General features: G+C 34.7%; 16 protein-coding genes and 2 pseudogenes. 10 read left to right on the top strand and 8 right to left on the bottom strand.

Annotated features, from left to right (window positions below):
- Positions 1-94: 94 nt before the first annotated feature.
- Complete coding sequence (locus R2Q66_RS18405) at positions 95-1,105, top strand: NAD(P)-dependent alcohol dehydrogenase (RefSeq protein ID WP_316751748.1); 1,011 nt, start codon at positions 95-97, stop codon at positions 1,103-1,105.
- 402 nt (positions 1,106-1,507) lie between these two features.
- Here the strand turns inward: R2Q66_RS18405 and R2Q66_RS18410 are convergent, their stop codons facing one another.
- From R2Q66_RS18410 to R2Q66_RS18425, 4 genes are all read right to left on the bottom strand, one after another.
- On the bottom strand, positions 1,508-1,861 hold the full coding sequence (locus R2Q66_RS18410; RefSeq protein WP_316751750.1) for a hypothetical protein: 354 nt from the start codon (positions 1,859-1,861) through the stop codon (positions 1,508-1,510).
- A 92-nt stretch (positions 1,862-1,953) separates the two neighbouring features.
- On the bottom strand, positions 1,954-3,069 hold the full coding sequence (locus R2Q66_RS18415; RefSeq protein ID WP_316751752.1) for a DUF6794 domain-containing protein: 1,116 nt from the start codon (positions 3,067-3,069) through the stop codon (positions 1,954-1,956).
- Between the two features lie 519 nt (positions 3,070-3,588).
- Positions 3,589-3,849, bottom strand: coding sequence for a hypothetical protein (locus R2Q66_RS18420; protein ID WP_316751755.1), 261 nt, complete (start codon positions 3,847-3,849; stop codon positions 3,589-3,591).
- Positions 3,850-3,885: 36 nt separating this feature from the next.
- Positions 3,886-4,488 carry a hypothetical protein gene (locus tag R2Q66_RS18425; RefSeq protein ID WP_316751757.1) on the bottom strand — a complete coding sequence of 201 codons (603 nt, stop codon included), beginning with the start codon at positions 4,486-4,488 and terminating at the stop codon, positions 3,886-3,888.
- A gap of 344 nt (positions 4,489-4,832) precedes the next feature.
- On the opposite strand from R2Q66_RS18425, the gene R2Q66_RS18430 reads away from it, so the two are divergent.
- From R2Q66_RS18430 to R2Q66_RS18460, 7 genes and pseudogenes are all read left to right on the top strand, one after another.
- Positions 4,833-5,090 (top strand): helix-turn-helix transcriptional regulator, encoded by a 258-nt coding sequence (locus R2Q66_RS18430; protein ID WP_316751759.1) that lies wholly within the window; start codon positions 4,833-4,835, stop codon positions 5,088-5,090.
- A gap of 318 nt (positions 5,091-5,408) precedes the next feature.
- A pseudogene (locus R2Q66_RS23925) lies at positions 5,409-5,570 on the top strand (RHS repeat-associated core domain-containing protein); the annotation flags it as partial.
- 584 nt (positions 5,571-6,154) lie between these two features.
- Complete coding sequence (locus R2Q66_RS18440) at positions 6,155-6,658, top strand: hypothetical protein (RefSeq protein ID WP_316751762.1); 504 nt, start codon at positions 6,155-6,157, stop codon at positions 6,656-6,658.
- Between the two features lie 28 nt (positions 6,659-6,686).
- Positions 6,687-6,837 (top strand): annotated as a pseudogene (locus R2Q66_RS18445) (RHS repeat-associated core domain-containing protein); the annotation flags it as partial.
- The gene (locus tag R2Q66_RS18450; RefSeq protein WP_316751764.1) at positions 6,828-7,427 is read left to right on the top strand and encodes a hypothetical protein; all 600 of its coding nucleotides are present in this window, start codon (positions 6,828-6,830) and stop codon (positions 7,425-7,427) included. The pseudogene R2Q66_RS18445 and the gene R2Q66_RS18450, both read left to right, overlap by 10 nt.
- 5 nt (positions 7,428-7,432) lie before the next feature.
- Complete coding sequence (locus R2Q66_RS18455; protein ID WP_316751766.1) at positions 7,433-7,867, top strand: hypothetical protein; 435 nt, start codon at positions 7,433-7,435, stop codon at positions 7,865-7,867.
- A gap of 11 nt (positions 7,868-7,878) precedes the next feature.
- A complete protein-coding gene (locus R2Q66_RS18460; RefSeq protein WP_316752026.1) occupies positions 7,879-8,655 on the top strand; it encodes an RHS repeat-associated core domain-containing protein in 777 nt (258 codons plus the stop codon).
- A 697-nt stretch (positions 8,656-9,352) separates the two neighbouring features.
- Here the strand turns inward: R2Q66_RS18460 and R2Q66_RS18465 are convergent.
- From R2Q66_RS18465 to R2Q66_RS18475, 3 genes are all read right to left on the bottom strand, one after another.
- Positions 9,353-9,532: a hypothetical protein gene (locus R2Q66_RS18465; protein ID WP_316751768.1), complete on the bottom strand. Its 180-nt coding sequence runs from the start codon at positions 9,530-9,532 to the stop codon at positions 9,353-9,355.
- A 179-nt stretch (positions 9,533-9,711) separates the two neighbouring features.
- Positions 9,712-10,884, bottom strand: a complete 1,173-nt coding sequence (locus tag R2Q66_RS18470; RefSeq protein WP_316751771.1) for a site-specific integrase — start codon at positions 10,882-10,884, stop codon at positions 9,712-9,714.
- A 636-nt stretch (positions 10,885-11,520) separates the two neighbouring features.
- Entirely contained in the window at positions 11,521-11,964 is a 444-nt protein-coding gene (locus R2Q66_RS18475; RefSeq protein ID WP_316751774.1) for a hypothetical protein, read from the bottom strand.
- Between the two features lie 152 nt (positions 11,965-12,116).
- Here R2Q66_RS18475 and R2Q66_RS18480 point away from each other — a divergent pair, with 152 nt between their 5' ends.
- Positions 12,117-13,013, top strand: a complete 897-nt coding sequence (locus R2Q66_RS18480; RefSeq protein WP_316751776.1) for a DUF6602 domain-containing protein — start codon at positions 12,117-12,119, stop codon at positions 13,011-13,013.
- Positions 13,014-13,372: 359 nt separating this feature from the next.
- Here the strand turns inward: R2Q66_RS18480 and R2Q66_RS18485 are convergent, their stop codons facing one another.
- Positions 13,373-13,489 carry a transposase gene (locus tag R2Q66_RS18485; RefSeq protein WP_316751778.1) on the bottom strand — a complete coding sequence of 39 codons (117 nt, stop codon included), beginning with the start codon at positions 13,487-13,489 and terminating at the stop codon, positions 13,373-13,375.
- Positions 13,490-14,010: 521 nt separating this feature from the next.
- Between R2Q66_RS18485 and R2Q66_RS18490 the strand changes: the two genes are divergently transcribed.
- On the top strand, positions 14,011-15,774 hold the full coding sequence (locus R2Q66_RS18490) for a DUF262 domain-containing protein (protein ID WP_316751780.1): 1,764 nt from the start codon (positions 14,011-14,013) through the stop codon (positions 15,772-15,774).
- The last annotated feature ends 58 nt before the right edge of the window (positions 15,775-15,832 follow it).

A 15,832-nucleotide genomic window follows, 5' to 3' on the forward strand; every position in this document is an offset into this window, starting at 1 on the left:
TTTATTGTATTAATCTGAGCCTGTTTTGATAAGTTTTGATTGTCGATCTTTGTCTGGTAAAATAGAAAAGAATATGTCACAAAAAAATATAACAATGAAAGCCTGGCAGTTAAAAGGCTTCGGTTTAGAAAACTTAAAATTGGAAAATATTAATATTCCGACTCCGGGATCCCATGATGTGCTAATTAAAGTTGGTGCAGTTTCCTTAAATTTCAGAGATAAAGCAATTGTTGAGGGTATTTATGAGCCTGACATGGTCCCCAATCCATTGATCCCTGTCTCTGATGCAGCAGGTACCATTGTTCAAATTGGGGAAGGTGTAACTAGATTTAAAATTGGTGATCGCGTAACCTCGCATTTATATTCAAAATGGATTGAAGGGGCACCAGGTCCAAATGAACCGGACTTTTGTTTTGGTTCACCACTTCCTGGTGGGCTTGCAGAATATATGGTTATGCATGAAGATTCAGCAGTAATGACACCATCCACATTAACAGATGAAGAAGCGTCAACTTTACCAATTGCGGCGCTTACAGCCTGGTACTCCTTAGTTACCTATGGTAAATTGAAAAAAGGTGATACGGTATTGATACAGGGAACTGGTGGTGTATCTATTTTCGGTATTCAGATTGCAAGCGCATTAGGAGCAAAAGTAATCGTGACTACTAGTAGTGATGAAAAAGGGCTTCGTGCACGCAAATTGGGTGCTAAAGAGGTGATAAATTACATTAAAACCACCGATTGGGCTGCTGAAGTTCAAAAGTTGACTAATGGAAAGGGAGTCGATCAATTACTTGAAGTAGTAGGGGGAGAAGGTCTTAATGATTCCGTTCAAGCAACGAAGGTTACCGGACAAATTTCGGTGATCGGCTTTATGGCTGGGCAGACTACAAACTTAAACTTAATGGAAGTGATCTTTAGACAGACTAAAATTCAGGGTATTGCAGTAGGAAACCGTAAGGCATTTGAAGAAATGAACAAAGCGTTTGATGATCTAGCTATTAAACCCGTTATTGATACAGTTTATCCAATGGAGGATGCTGTTAAAGCATATCAGCACTTATCTCGAGGTGCATTTGGTAAAATTGTAATCAACATTTCGTAATGACTCACACTGTTGAAAAAATTAATTAACGATAATAAACCCTTTGTGTAATTTATAAAATTGCCCAAGGGGTTTTATGTTTAGATGGTTTGACATGATCTGTTGTTTTTTGAAGAAACGACTTATAGAATATATTTTAAACTGAAAAGCCTCAATTTACATTGAGGCTTTCGTGATCCCGCTGGGATTCACATCTAGTGCGAAAATCAGCGTTTATTCCTTATCAGGGAGGTTTTTGAACTGGTACTAACCGAATCGCTCACCTTTATTTTGTACGTTTTTGCTGCAAATGCAATACTATAAATGTAGTGAATTAAGTTTGAATATCTTAGTGCCGATAGGATTAATTTGGAATGCCTTTGCTGATGATTGTGCAATACAACCGACGACTGAAAGGTATGTTTAATCTAAAACAAACCATTCTCCTTCGGCATTAAAAAAATAGATAAACTCAGCTAGCCCAGCATTTAAGTCATTTCTTTTCAAGCTCAAGCTAACGTGATGGTCATTCTCGAAAAAGATATCTAACTGAGTTTTTTCAATTAGTGATACTCGAGTTACTCTTTCGGTAATGATCTCACAGAGTGCGTCACGGTAACCTATAGTATAAAAATTAAAACTTTTGGAACCTTTAATAATATTAGGCCAGCTATAGCAGGTTAAAGTACTGCCATCAAAATGAAGCTGCAGATAATCTTGTACAAATTCAACTGAACTTAGTTGTTCATCTAATATTGATTTAAAAAGATTTTCCATTTTTTACTAAAATAAAGATTGTAAATAGTTGAATTGTTATGTGCCTTTTAATAGTGTCATATTGTTAAATGAATGATTTCTTAGGGGTGCTTTTAGTAGTTTACTTCCCAGTCCTCATAATTGCTCCAGTATTCCTTAACTATTTTAATTAGATTGATAATTTTTTTATTGGGTTTTTCCCATTTTTTTGTTTTGATATTATAGCTTTGGGTGTTTTTGTTATCGTAATAGATAATACCCATGTTATCACAGCTTTCTAATACTTTGATTTTTAGTTTGAAATTCTTTTCATTTTTGTCCAAAATTAGACCTTTTGCTTGACAGCTATCATTGTCGTGTGAGTTTTCTTGCTCAGGGGTACTATAACCATAATTGTATTTAAATAAGACCGTATCGCCAATTTTGAAAGTTAAGTATTCGTTTTTTTTGGTTACCTCTTCTTTTTCTTTTGCCTGTTCCCAAAATTCCTTTTCGGATTTCACTTGCTCTTCTAACATAATAGCCTTTCCGGTTAGCTTACGATGATAGCTAGTAAGAATGATGGCGGATATGCTTTCGGGATGGTTTACACCCATAGAATTGAAATAAGCGGAAAGTCTGGATCCTTGCCAGAGTTGCCAATTGTTGCGTAGCCACATACCAAAGCCCAGATGAACTTTTGCAGTGAATTCATTTTCATTCCATTGTTTAACTTGTTTTTTTGTACTGTCCGACCAAAAGCTATTGATCTGTAGGAAGCAGTCTTCCATATCTTTTGGAATGTAAATGCCTCTTAAAGTATCGGTAGTAGCTCGAATTGCATCTTCTTTACTCCATCTATTTTCTATTTCAAGGTAGGGTTTGATGATTTCATCCTCATGGGGCATTTGACCCAGCAGAGATTGCTTAAAGGCTACTAAGATTACGGTTTCAATAAAATTGTTAATCCCTTTTTTATGAAGGTGACGGATAAGTTTTGGTTCAGGGTTTTCAGAAGAATTCCAATTGAATAGGGTCATATACTTACCACCCCAAGGATAGACTAATTTTTTTAAATTTTCATCTTCAGTCGTTTTAATCAGCGTTTTTAAACTGTCTGGACAATCTGTGTTTAAAAATGTAATCGCTTCCTTCAAATTTTCTGGCAAAGAATTGCGGTTGTTTTGGGCAAAGCCAACAGATGTTGAAAGCAGAATTATAACGAAAAAAAGAAAGGAGCAACGTTTCATATGAACTGAAGTATAAATGGAATTATTTCGACGAGTGTACTCTTTCAATAAAGATGCAAAAACAAAAGTATAAATTTCAACTCTGGTAGATCAGATTCTTTTACAAGATTCTTAACTGTGACTGGATGAAATTTGTTGAATGATAATGCAGATCATAAGAGTTGGGCTCTGTAGTGGTTATATCTTTTTCTTCTTTAGGGAAAGGAGCAAGCAGGAATTGGGCAGTAGCCCTATTCTATGCTCGTATGCTTTGCAAACGGGGTTGTAAGAATCCCCCGAGGACTCTTAAGTGTATAGGAAGGTTACAGAATAGTGAATATAGGGTTCTGGCTAGAATCCTACCTTTCTGGATGCTTTATTTAAGAAGGGAAATAAAGAAAGGTGTTTTTGCAAAAGAGTTTCCCTCCGCGCATTTGCGGCTTGCAAAAACACCTTAGCCCATGGCCACCACGCAGTTTTTGCTGGGGTGTTTACGGAAAAGACCGTGGCTTGAAGGAAAGGGAGTGGTTCAATCATCGATCAGCATACTTTTAAACTTTCAATTTCCGGATGCTGGTAGGCTAATGTCCCCTGTTGAAAGTCAAACAGTTTTTCCATCAGAATGACTTTTTCATACGGGATATCATGTGTGCTTTCTGCCAGTATTCTACGGTAATTGTGGAAGGTGTTTAGTGAAATGCTTAAAAAGTCTGGCAGAATCTGCATCGCTTTACGGTATTGCCATACATTGAGATTGAATAGATACTCATCGATCTTGTATTTTCTAATTTGCTTTTCCATGTTGTCATGTGTTAAGTGCAGTTATCATTTTTTGATTTAGTTTACAGTTGTGGTGGAATTATTGATGCAGAAAACGGTCTGGCTACTGTCAATCAGATAGATGACTTCAATTAGTTTTTCTATGTACTCCTTGACAACCACCATTGCACTTCCATCTTCTAAAACCTCATCAATAGTTGGCTTCCTGTAGGCATATTCCACAATCCGGCTAAATATCAACCGCCATTCATTTAAGCTCATAAAGCTGAAAAAGTCTTTAAAAAAGCACTGGGTGTTTTTGATTTCCTTATCCGAAAGGGTTTTAAAGTGGGTGGTAATAAGTGTGCTGTAATACCTGTTAAGGTCTATTTCGCAAGGTGTGAGGGTGCATGGATCACAATGCAAAGAGAACTTTGCGTCCCTGCAAAAGAAGATGTGACCTGCTTCCAGTAATTTCAGTAAACACCTGTAATTGTAGAAGTATTCTTCACTTTTTCCATACTGTTTGTTCGTACACGCTGATTTGATCAGCAGTAGAATTTCAGCGCGAAATGCTTCAATGTCTATTTCATATCTACAAAAATCTGAAATGAATACGTGTGGGTTTAGGATCTGCTTATCTGTACTCTGATTGTACCGGAGTTTGTTTCTATTGCTCATAATTTTGAAATTAATGAGCCTTGGAGATGCAGAAATAAATGCGGAACTGCATCTCGTGGTTGCATAAAAGTTTCTGAAGCCTTACGTATCACAAGTGTACAGCAGTCCCGCACCTATTTTTGGAATACGCTAATATAGCATATTAGTAAATAGGTTAGGTATTCTGCTGTCTTGCGTTACGGCTTCAGATAATGCAACCGCAAGACTCTAAATGTTTTAATGATAGTTTATTTACATGTTTATTTGTTTAATACCCTAAGATAACTATATAAAATCTATACTCCAAATAAAAATACTCTTTTTATGGAGTGTGTTGATGTGGAGTATTTGCTTTACTTTATTTCATGGCAAACAGTGATCTTTTAACAAGTGAAAACGAGCTAAAGAAAATAGGATTAAGACTTAAGAACCTACGGAAATCCAAGGGTTATACCAGTCCAGATAAGTTTTCTTATGAAAATAATCTAAATCGTTCCCAATATGGCAAGTATGAGGCGGGGAGTGCTAATATCACCATTGGCACTTTGATTAATATTCTGAACTGCTTTGGAGTAGGTTTGGTTGAATTTTTCAATGAAGAATATGAAAACCCAATTAAATAGGAAAGCGGGAATGATCTCCGACCATTCCCGCTTCATTCTAAATTAACGCTCTCATATATAAGACGCTCATACGGTCCATATATTGTATTCCTTGCCAATTAAATTTTCGGATCCTTCCAGTAAAATGGGAGAGAGCATCTGATTCAGTTCCTAAATTCCTGATGTTTTAGCAGCAAAGTTCAATAGTTGATTGGTGAGTATTCGCTTGACTGTCCTTTTATCAAAGGAAGCATTGGTGCTTGCATCTTTGCTTTAGTTTTTTCTAAAAAAATGTAAAGCTATAGGCATATAAGACCACCTGTAAGGTTTTTTCAGGACGAGACAGATGGACAATATGATTACGGCGCACGGTTCTATGACCCGGTAATAGGTCGTTGGAACGTTGTAGATCCTAAAGCTGAGCAAATGAGAAGACATTCTCCATATAATTATGGTTTTAATAATCCGATTAAATTTGTGGATCCTGATGGGATGAAACCTGAATGGATTGTCGGAACTGATGGAAAAAGAGTTAGTTATAATATTGGGCCAAATGGAAAAGCTGTTTGGAGTTCGAATGCTTCTTCCTCAGTGAGAACTTATGGAAATGCATTATTAGCTGTGGGCAATAAAGCATCATTAGATAAAGTTATGAATAATGATATTAAAACCAATATTGTTGTTTCATCCACTCTAAAACAAGAAGTTTCAAATGGTAAGACAAGTACTACTTTTGGTGAAACTATTCAGGGCAATGATATTGCATCAGATAATTATGGTCGTGTTGTTAACAAGGATGGTAGTTTTGGTATTAAGGAAGCAACAATTACTATATATGAAGGTAGTATAAATAGTGAGATCCAGACTGGTTCTGGCTCTAAGTTGGAAGGTCTGTCGACAACGCAAGCCATTGGAGCTGTAGCAACGCATGAAAATGTTCATGGTTCGGACAAGAGTGAAATAAATAAAGATTTACACTATGAGGTAGGGAATCCAAATAGTAAAAGCGGTAGGCCAAGCAAAGAAGATAAACCGAATCAGGCTCAACAAAAAATAATAGACGAACAAAAAAAGAAAAATTAACGATGAACAGGATTTATATAATATTTGTTATTCTGGTTGTGTCAGGTGGAAGTGTAGTCGCCCAAAATAAAAAGAAAACCGTCAAGAAAAAAATAAATCCATTTGAGATGGTTCATGTTGGTGATAGTGTTCGAACTAAATTGTATAATTTTCTGTGGCATGAAAGAAAGGATAGTTTAAAGGCCGGGATTTCGATCTATCACGTCTTAGGAAAAGATAAAGCCAAAAATTATCAATTTGTTGAAGGTGTATATTCTTTTAAGATGATGGGGCCTCATTTTCCCTTGTACTATTTCATCTATACAAAAAAAGATGGGATTCAGATTATAACCGATTATGATTTGGAGGGTTTGCTTGTCCAGGTTGTCAATTGTTTCAAGAGAAATTTAGATAGTTTTAGTGAAGTAGAAAGAATTGCTTACATTCAAGCAATGTTAAAGAACCTTAATCTTAGAAATGAGTCCTATGGTGATGAGGTACTCAATAAATCTAAAGTAAAAGAATAGAAACAAAAAACCTAAAAAATTAGAGCAGCAGTACGATTACGGCGCGAGGTTCTATGACCCGGTAATAGGCCGCTGGAACGTCATAGATCCACTTGCTGAGCAAATGCGAAGGCATTCTCCTTATACTTATGCTTTCAATAATCCGATTAGGTTTATTGATCCAGACGGGATGAAAGGTCAGGATTTTACAATTCTAGTTGCCAAAGATGGTGCTGGTGGAAACGGTCATATGGGAGGCATAATTCAAGATGGGAAGGGAAATTATTACTACGTTACTATGGGTGCGACAGAGAATGCAAGTTTATTGAAAATGGCTACTGTAGGAGTTAAAGGGGAAATGATAGTTCAACCATTAACTGGAGCAAAATCTATGGGTGATGCTATTGCACAGGCAAAAGGTGACACAAATAACAGTCCTTATACAGATCAAGTAACGTTTAAGACAGACTCCAAAACTGATCAAAAAATCTTTGAGAGTGTTTCAAAGCAAGCAGACGATATAAATTCAGGCAAAGAAAAATATAATGTTGTAACAATGAATTGTACTGATGCAATTGAAAATCCGATTGAGAAGGCTACAGGGATTTCCTTACCTGACAATACCATTCCCAATAAAAACTTTAATAATTTAAAAGGCGAGGGTGGGAATATTCAAAAGGGATTGGATTTATCTTCTGGAAAGTCTAAGGTGGAGACTATTCCATCCGGACTTGATGGAGCAGCACCAAAGAAAATAATACTACCGAATTCTCACAATAATAAAAACTAAAAATTATGAGATTAATTGGGCTTGCATTTTTAATAACAGTTTTATTTTGTTCATGCGATAATTACCATTTCGCTAAAGGAGTTAAAAAAGATTTTCAGAAATTAATTACTCAAAAGAAACAGCTTTTTGTTGCGTCTTCTTTCAATGGAATTGTCTATAAAAAGAAAAAATGCGAAAAATGTGATTCGGACAAATTCCAAATTGAAATTAATGTGGTTAGCTTTAGTCCAAAGTTAACTACACTAGGTGATAAATTATTTCCTCCTTTCTATTCTTTTAATAATGAAAATCAATTGACTATGATGGTTACAAAGGACTTGTATGAGTCAATAAAGGTTGGTGATTTAGTATTAAAGGAACCTGGGTCGTATTATCTAATTGTTAATAGTGTTAATTATGAGCTTCTTAGCAAAGAGAAGTATGATTGGTTGTCTAATTAGTTATAATAGAAATAAGCCAAAAATTTTGTAATAATCAGTACGATTACGGGGCGAGGTTCTATGATCCGGTGATTGGCAGGTGGAATGTGGTGGATAGGCTTGCTGAATACCACTTTAATATTAATCCCTATCATTATGTCTTGAATAATCCTATGATGTATATTGATCCTTTTGGTTTGGATACGGTTAAACCAAACCAAATTGTACCACCAGCACCAGGTGTTAGGCCATTCGATCCAAATAATGATGTGATTGCTTTGGAGGGAGCAACTATTCAAGGCAAATCGAAGAGTAATACCGGTTTAATTTTAGGATTAGTTGGTGCAACTGGAGCAGGTGCACAAGAAATGATGCATAATAATAAGACGTGGTATAATTTGAGTCAAATGAGAAATTATTCTCAAAGATATATTGGTAACCAATATCAAAGTTCCGAAATGATAACTAAGGCAAAAGGTTTATCAAAAAATGTAGGGAAGGGTTTTAAGTGGTTGGGAAGAGGAATTGGGGCTTATAATTTCTACAATATTAATGCTGATTATTCTAACGGGAAGGTTAGTGATGGGATGTTTATTATGGAACATGCAAGTAATGCTTTTTCTACTTTTGGAGGAACAGCAGGTGCTGGTTGGGGTATCGGATGGGAGATTGGTCGAGAAATTGCGAGTGATCCCGGATACAGAAAAAATGTGAGACCTTTACTTCAAGACTTTTTAGGTGTTGAACGAGACGAATCCCCACATTATAATGAGAAATTACAAGAAATAATTAATAATATAAAACCCTAATGAGTATTCTTTATTATTACTACTATCTATTTTATACGAAGATTCTTCCAGATGATCAACCTCATTCTACTGTTGTTTTTTGTTTAAGTTTAATGGAGAGTTTCATAATTAATGGTTTTCTAAATATAGTATCCATTCTTCTTTTTTGTTATAATATCTCTAAATGGCCAATGATTGGTATTTTAATAGCTATTGTAATTGTTAATTACTTCTATTACTATAAGTCAAGAAAAATGGAGCGCATTATTGTTGAAAAACCAAAATTATTTAATAGTAATACCGCTTCAGTTGTCTTAAGTGTCGTTTTTTTTCTTTTTTCATTGTTAATGATAGTAACTGCACCGTTTTATTCAAAATATCTGCTTGAAAGGTTTTGTAGTTAACCCCTCTTGGCTAAGGTTGTGGATAGCTAAATACAGCTGAGAACATAGTTGGTTGCATATCTGATTATGCAACCAACTGTTGTTTCGTAACCTGCAAGATACTATTATAAAAAGCAAATTTATTAGTGCTTTTTTTGATCTAGACCACGGAACCAAAATAGGCAATAAAAGGCCTTATAGCAAAAAAACGATGCTCCACAGAGCGTAATTGCTATATTTACGAACATAAGAGGTTATGTCCTGTCATGCAGTGCAAAGACCATCTACTGTAGCCCGTTTAATCGGGCTATTTTTGTTTTCTGCCAAGTAGGTGGTTAATCGGTTTCGCCTGAATCTGTATTGTCAATTTCCGTTCCTGTCCGATAACCAATGATATAATCCTGATCATTTTTGTACAGGGTATAGATTAATACCAAAAGCTTTCTTTCAAGGGCAATGACCCCCGTTCTTCCAGGCTTGCCATTATCCTTTAGGCGGTTAAAGTAGCGTTTCAAGGTTTTGTATCGAAAAACAAGTAATTTCGCATAATAACGCAAAATAGAAACCTAGCAAACTATCCCGAATTGTGTTTTAGAAGAGTTTGTATTTTGCGTTATTATGCGATATTGGTTGTTTGCTAATGTTATACATTTAGCGATATTTCTCTCTCAGTAATGCCATATCCGCACTTATCTTAATATCCATCCAGTACTTTCGCATAAATCTGCGTTGTTCTGATGTTAGTGTGTCCCAACATTTTTGATACACTTTCAATGGGAACGCCATTTAGAAGGGTCACCGTAGTTGCAAATGTATGACGAGCAATATGGGAACTTAATGGTTTGTCAATTTCGCATAGAGTTGCAATTTCTTTCAAATACTCGTTAATCTTCTGATTGCTCGCTACCGGCATAGCTCTGTCTTTAGTAAGGCAATAGTCATTTTCACTATATCGGTCTAAAATAGTCATTGCAGAAGGCAGTAGGGGAATGGCCGCACGGATATTTGTTTTCTTTCTGTTGGTGAAGATCCAGTAGTTTCCATCAACCCCTTTGGTAATATTTGAAAGTTTTAGTTTTTGAACATCAGCGTAAGCAAGTCCGGTAAAACAGCAGAACAGAAATACATCCCTTACCTGTAAAAGCCTTGCGGTAGTAAACTGTTTCTTGGCAATTCGTTGGATTTCATCCTCAGTTAGAAAAGGTCGTTCTACAGGGTTAGATTTAAGTTTATAACCAAACATCGGGTCATTGTCTATCCATTTCAGATTTAAACAAATGCGGATGATCTTGCCGAAGTTTTTAAGGTATCTTATAGCGGTATTATTCGCGCAGCTGTTTTCTGTTCTAAGGTAAAATTCAAAGTCGCTGATAAAAGCATGGTTTATTTCTTTGATCTCTACATCAGTGACCTTGTGTTTTTCGAGCATAAAGGCTTGAAGGTGGCGTTCCAGTATCTCAAATCTTTTTAAAGTTCCAATCGCATATTGTTTACCTACCAAAGCTTTCATTTTTTTGTTATGATTCTTCACAGCCTCTAATAGGGTATGTGTTGTGGTGTCTTTGCCCTGAAATTTGTTTCTGATACTTTCTGCTGTAATAGGTAAGTCAGCTTGAGCCAGATCTTTGTGTGCCCGATAAACCATTGCCTGTAAGTTGTCCAGATTGGCATTAAACCTTTTTGTATCTTCCTTAGTTCCGGTTAATCTTCCGGTTTTGGGATTCCAGTGTTCCGGTTTGCATTCTTGTCCTGTAGTGATTTCCAAACGATTTCCATTTACAGTAATCCTTAAATAGATAGGGGAATCACCGCAAGCATAGTTTTTTTGCTTTTTCATGTAGAAGAGCATACTGAAATTCGTTTTCATAATCAACTGATTTAAGGTTAAACAAATGTAGCCTTGCAGTTAATGGATGTCAAGTCGTTTAATGAATGAACTTTCTGTAATTCAGAATGTTACAAATTTATTCGGTGAGTCAGGGGAATTTCAATTTACTCACCGAATCACTCACTTTTTATATGTGATTTATTGAATAAATTGTAGTTTTGGGTAAAAACAAAAAGCCTGCAGTCAATTGATTTGCAGGCTTTTAAACGTTTTGTTGCTATTTCTGGTGATCCCGCTGGGATTCACACCTAGTGTGAAAATCAGCGTTTATTCATTATCTGGGAGGTTTTGAAATTAGTACTCACCTAATCGCTCACCTTTTATTTGTACGTTTTAGCTGCAATTGCTATAAATAAATTTACGAGTTTTTCTCTAAAAATGTTCAATAAAAAACAAAGATTTAGGTATATTTATCACTTTTTCAATCCTGTGATTGTTCACTATTAACTCGGTTTAATCTTAGTTTTGAAGTATTAATTTTTCAACTCCTCTTCTAATTTCTACCTGGCATTTGCCAGTCTCTTCGCTAACTTTTTCCAAAAAGTTTTTTGTGGTAATCTCCCGGTTGTAATACAACTTATAAAAATAACCCAGACCATGTTGTCAATCAGATGTTTACAGAAAGCTGCTGCAAAAGTATAAGTCAACCTGTTCGCCATAGTGTTGTATTACCTCTCTATCATATAAATTATCGAAATTACATTGACCTGTAGCATAGCATGATTTTAATTCTTCAATTCCCTTTTCATAACTTTTTACCCCTTTATCCATTCCTCCATAAATTGTCGCTATCCCTTCCTGCAAAAAGAAGCAGTTTGCATTTTGGCCTAAGATCGCATGAACAAACTCATGCTTGTAAACAGGATTGTTATTAATCGCAACGATGAAACCTTCAGAGATATTGGTATAGCCGCTTAAGCCACCATCCCAGATGATAATGTTGGAGAGGTTATTCAGCTCTTCTTCAGTAGAACATAGATAATAATCAATAGGTTTCTTTAATCTGGGTCTTTTAAGCTGAACAAATAGGGTTTTCAATTGCTCACTTGATTTGCTCATTGCTTTTTTGTCAATGTACTTTACTTCTATCTATTTGGTTACTTTATTAAAGCTTCCTATCTTAGTATTTTATTAACGAGTAATAGAAACTTGAAAGTTAAAAACAAAAAATTGAAACATTAAATATCTGATTTTTATTAAAAAAAAAATATATGCCAAGCACTATTTTTACTAAAATTTTGGACGATAGCATAAATAGATTTATCGGAGAATATGGAACTATGCCAAGGCAATTATTCTATAATGAGGAAAAAAATCTGTTTCATCCAGGTGAATATGGAAAATATAGAGAAGAGATAATTCGAAAGCTGTTTAGGAATATAGTTTATGAAGATTTGGAAGTTGCTGAAGGGTTTTTAATTAATATTAAAGATCAGCATAGTACCCAATGTGATGTTATAATTTATGATTATAAAAAAACACCTGTTTTAAAAGAAAACAATAAGCTATTTGTACCCGTAGAAACTAGCGTTGGTGTTGGAGAAGTTAAATCTACGTTAAGCAAAAAGGAATTTAAAACAGCTTTGAGGAAGCTAGCGAATAATAAAAAATTAAAGGAATTTGCTAATGGCTCAATAGTAAAAAGAAACAAGATTGGGGATTTTGAACCGTTAAAGAATCACAGTGATCAACTTTTCTCTTTTCTAATTTGTCAAAAGCTAGACTTTAAAATTGATGATATTGATTTTAATGATGTTTACGAAAATATAGATTATAGAAACAGACATAATTTAATACTAAGTATTGAAGATGGCCTCTTTGATTACTCTTTCAGTTTTGAATTAATGAAGGATGAACAAAGAAAAGTATATGAAGAAGCTGGAGTAAACACTAGTAAAGATTCTAATGTAGAGTACCCTAACTTCCTTCAAGTGGAGTGTAATCATAACTGGATTAAGATAGAAAAGAATAATCCAATTCAACACGTTAGAGAATTCCTGTCATCAATACATTTTGGGATTCACAATTCAACTATTTTAAACGTGGACATTCGTCAATACTATCGGGAATTGAATAATGACCTTTTCTTTAAAGGGAATGTAAAATAAACTGTGTCATGGCGTTGATTTTTTAGTGTTACCGCCTTGCTCATTTTAATTCAAATCTAGCACCATCCGATCAGGAAACCAAATTGCAAGTATTTGCGGAGTCCCCCAAAATTACTTAATGGCATTATCCACTTCTTGCTGATGTTATTGTGAACCAGGTAAATTAGTTTTAGTGAAAAAAACCAAAATGTATCAGGGTTGATAATGTACCAGAGTTTATAAGTAAGAAATTTAAAGTCGGGTGTAAAGGTGATGTCTGACGGAAGTGTAACCAACTACTGAGACTGATGCAAAATGGATAAATGGACCGTTTTAACCGAAGCCGATTATTCTATAGCTTTATTTTCTGCATCCATAGCTTACCACCTGTATTTGATCCGCATTTCCTGTAGTGCCTTAATGGTTAGTTTCCGCACGTGAAACCGATCAGTCACTCTGGCCGCCTCCGGAAAATAGCGTTTGCAGATCAACCCCACCTTGCCTGGTAAATCACCTTATCTGTCTCTATATTAAGCCATCTTTGGAGTCTAATATGATAAAACACCTTATGCCCGAGAATAGGGAAATCCTGAATCCGAATCTGAGGGAAAAAGCCTTTAGACAATACTTTAATCCCATCCCATTCCGAGGGAGGGGTATTCAGTTCTTCAAGTTCGATGTGGAAAATCTCAAATCCTAAATAACGCTCTTAAATTCAAAATTCTCTAGTTTAAAATCTGGCAGAAATAATTTGAGTAATGATGCAGTCGCTGATGGCGTAAATATAAAACTGTAAGGTTTTTTTCAGGACGAGACACAAGTCTTAGTGTATTGTTTAACCAAAATAAATTGTAAGATCTAATCGTTAATAACGAATCAAATAATTATACAAAGAGCGAATGATTTGTTTTAGTGTTAGTAAATATGAGTTATTTAACTTGTTGTCAAGGAATATAAATTTAATTTTTGGTTTTTCTATTTAATTAATTTACATTGAAAAACATAAAATATTTAAATTATGACTCTCGATATTACAAAGAAACTAATTATACGACCTGAAACTGTAGAAACAATTTTTGACTACTACCAGAAAGACCAACTTCTAGTAAATAGAAGATATCAACGGAAACTAGTCTGGACTATTGAAGAAAAAGAAAAATTCATTGATTCAATTTCATTGAATTATCCTGTCCCCCTTTTTTTAGTAGCTGAAATCAGTTATAAAGGGAGAACAATCCTAGAAATAATCGACGGTATGCAAAGGTTAAATGCGGTTACCGCATTTATAGAGGGTGAATTTACTTTCAATAATAAATATTTTGATCTTGAGACCTTTGCTGGAACTAAGTATTTATTGGATAAAGGGAAATTAGTCCAAAAACATCCAAAACTAAGTAGGGAATTATGTAAAAATATATCTAGTTATCAGTTACCTCTTTCAGTCTCGATATTTAAGGAGGAATCTGCCATTGATGATATTTTTAAAAGAATAAATTCAAATGGCAAACATTTGTCTAGTCAAGAATTAAGACAGGCAGGCTCAACAAATACATTTGGTAAATTGGTTCGTCAACTATCAGAAAGTATTAGAGGTGACGTTTCACATAGTGACAGACTAACTTTAAATAACATGAAAAAGATTTCTATTAACAGTAGAGATCTAGGATATGGTATAGATATGGGGGGCGTATTTTGGAGGAAGCATAATTTAATCACAAATGAAAATATTAGAGAGTCAAGAGATGAGGAACTCGTCGCTCATTTATTAGGGGCTTTAATCCTTGAGCCTCGTCCCGCAGCTACGTCAAAAAATCTTGATAGTTTTTACGGAGATAATAAAGTAATTGAAGAAACAATAAAAAAACTTGGTGAGACTTATATATTAGCTATGTTTCAGTCTGTTTTTGATGAATTTAGGAAAACCTTTGAATCAACTGGGAGTTCATTTCATCGTGTCTTATTTCATAATGAGTCTTCATATTTAAATCGCTCTTTTCAAGTATTCTTTTTAGCGTTTTATGACTTATTGGTAAAGGAGCAGATGAAAATTGTCAATTATAAGAACCTTGTTAGAAGTTTAGAAGGAATTGGTGATCGGTATATTACTTCAAATGCTGAAGGCTATAAAGTAGCAAAGCAAAGAGAACACGGAATTGAGGTCGTTAAAGGGTTAATAAGGAAAGACTTTGTTAAACGTAAAGAAAATGATCCGGCTCTGAATAACGGAGTCTTGAAACTGGAAAACATACTAGGAAGTTCGAAGACTGAGAATGCTAGTTATGATTTTAAGATTGGTCTTCATAAAATGGATGATTTAGGAAGGTTTGATGATCATTGTTTTGATAAAGTCCTTAAAACGTTGACTGCCATAGCAAACATAGCAAAAGATAGTATTGGCTACGTCATAATCGGTGTAGCGGACGACAAAAAGGCTAGTGATTTTCATGAAGCTTATTACAAAAACAAATCAATTACATTTAAAGAATTTTTAATTACAGGAGTGCAGGAAGAAGTGAAAATGCATAAAAATCATGAGGCTTATCGTACTTTGATTGAAAATAAAATTAGACATTCTAAAATTTCGCCATCGAAATATATAGACCAGATATTGAGAAGTATTGATTACTTTGAATACTATGGAAAATCCATATTGATCTTGAAAATACAAACTAATGGGGAGCCAGTAAAATTTGGAGATAACTATTATGAAAGACAGGGTACTAGTACTGTAGAAATTCCAAGGGATAAGGAAATTGATCTTTGGCAACGTATGTTAAAATAAAAATATCCTGATAAATCTAAGGCCCTTTGATTTGAAGTTTATTTTTAACTCATTTGAT

The sequence above is a fragment of the Pedobacter gandavensis genome, from assembly GCF_032677645.1.
Classification (GTDB): Bacteria; Bacteroidota; Bacteroidia; order Sphingobacteriales; family Sphingobacteriaceae; genus Pedobacter; species Pedobacter gandavensis_A.

Coding starts and splice junctions, on each gene's coding strand:
- R2Q66_RS18405 (WP_316751748.1), top strand. CDS start 95: ATGAAAGCCTGGCAGTTAAAAGGCTTCGGTTTAGAAAACTTAAAATTG.
- R2Q66_RS18410 (WP_316751750.1), bottom strand. CDS start 1,861: ATGGAAAATCTTTTTAAATCAATATTAGATGAACAACTAAGTTCAGTT.
- R2Q66_RS18415 (WP_316751752.1), bottom strand. CDS start 3,069: ATGAAACGTTGCTCCTTTCTTTTTTTCGTTATAATTCTGCTTTCAACA.
- R2Q66_RS18420 (WP_316751755.1), bottom strand. CDS start 3,849: ATGGAAAAGCAAATTAGAAAATACAAGATCGATGAGTATCTATTCAAT.
- R2Q66_RS18425 (WP_316751757.1), bottom strand. CDS start 4,488: ATGAGCAATAGAAACAAACTCCGGTACAATCAGAGTACAGATAAGCAG.
- R2Q66_RS18430 (WP_316751759.1), top strand. CDS start 4,833: ATGGCAAACAGTGATCTTTTAACAAGTGAAAACGAGCTAAAGAAAATA.
- R2Q66_RS18440 (WP_316751762.1), top strand. CDS start 6,155: ATGAACAGGATTTATATAATATTTGTTATTCTGGTTGTGTCAGGTGGA.
- R2Q66_RS18450 (WP_316751764.1), top strand. CDS start 6,828: ATGAAAGGTCAGGATTTTACAATTCTAGTTGCCAAAGATGGTGCTGGT.
- R2Q66_RS18455 (WP_316751766.1), top strand. CDS start 7,433: ATGAGATTAATTGGGCTTGCATTTTTAATAACAGTTTTATTTTGTTCA.
- R2Q66_RS18470 (WP_316751771.1), bottom strand. CDS start 10,884: ATGAAAACGAATTTCAGTATGCTCTTCTACATGAAAAAGCAAAAAAAC.
- R2Q66_RS18475 (WP_316751774.1), bottom strand. CDS start 11,964: ATGAGCAAATCAAGTGAGCAATTGAAAACCCTATTTGTTCAGCTTAAA.
- R2Q66_RS18480 (WP_316751776.1), top strand. CDS start 12,117: ATGCCAAGCACTATTTTTACTAAAATTTTGGACGATAGCATAAATAGA.
- R2Q66_RS18490 (WP_316751780.1), top strand. CDS start 14,011: ATGACTCTCGATATTACAAAGAAACTAATTATACGACCTGAAACTGTA.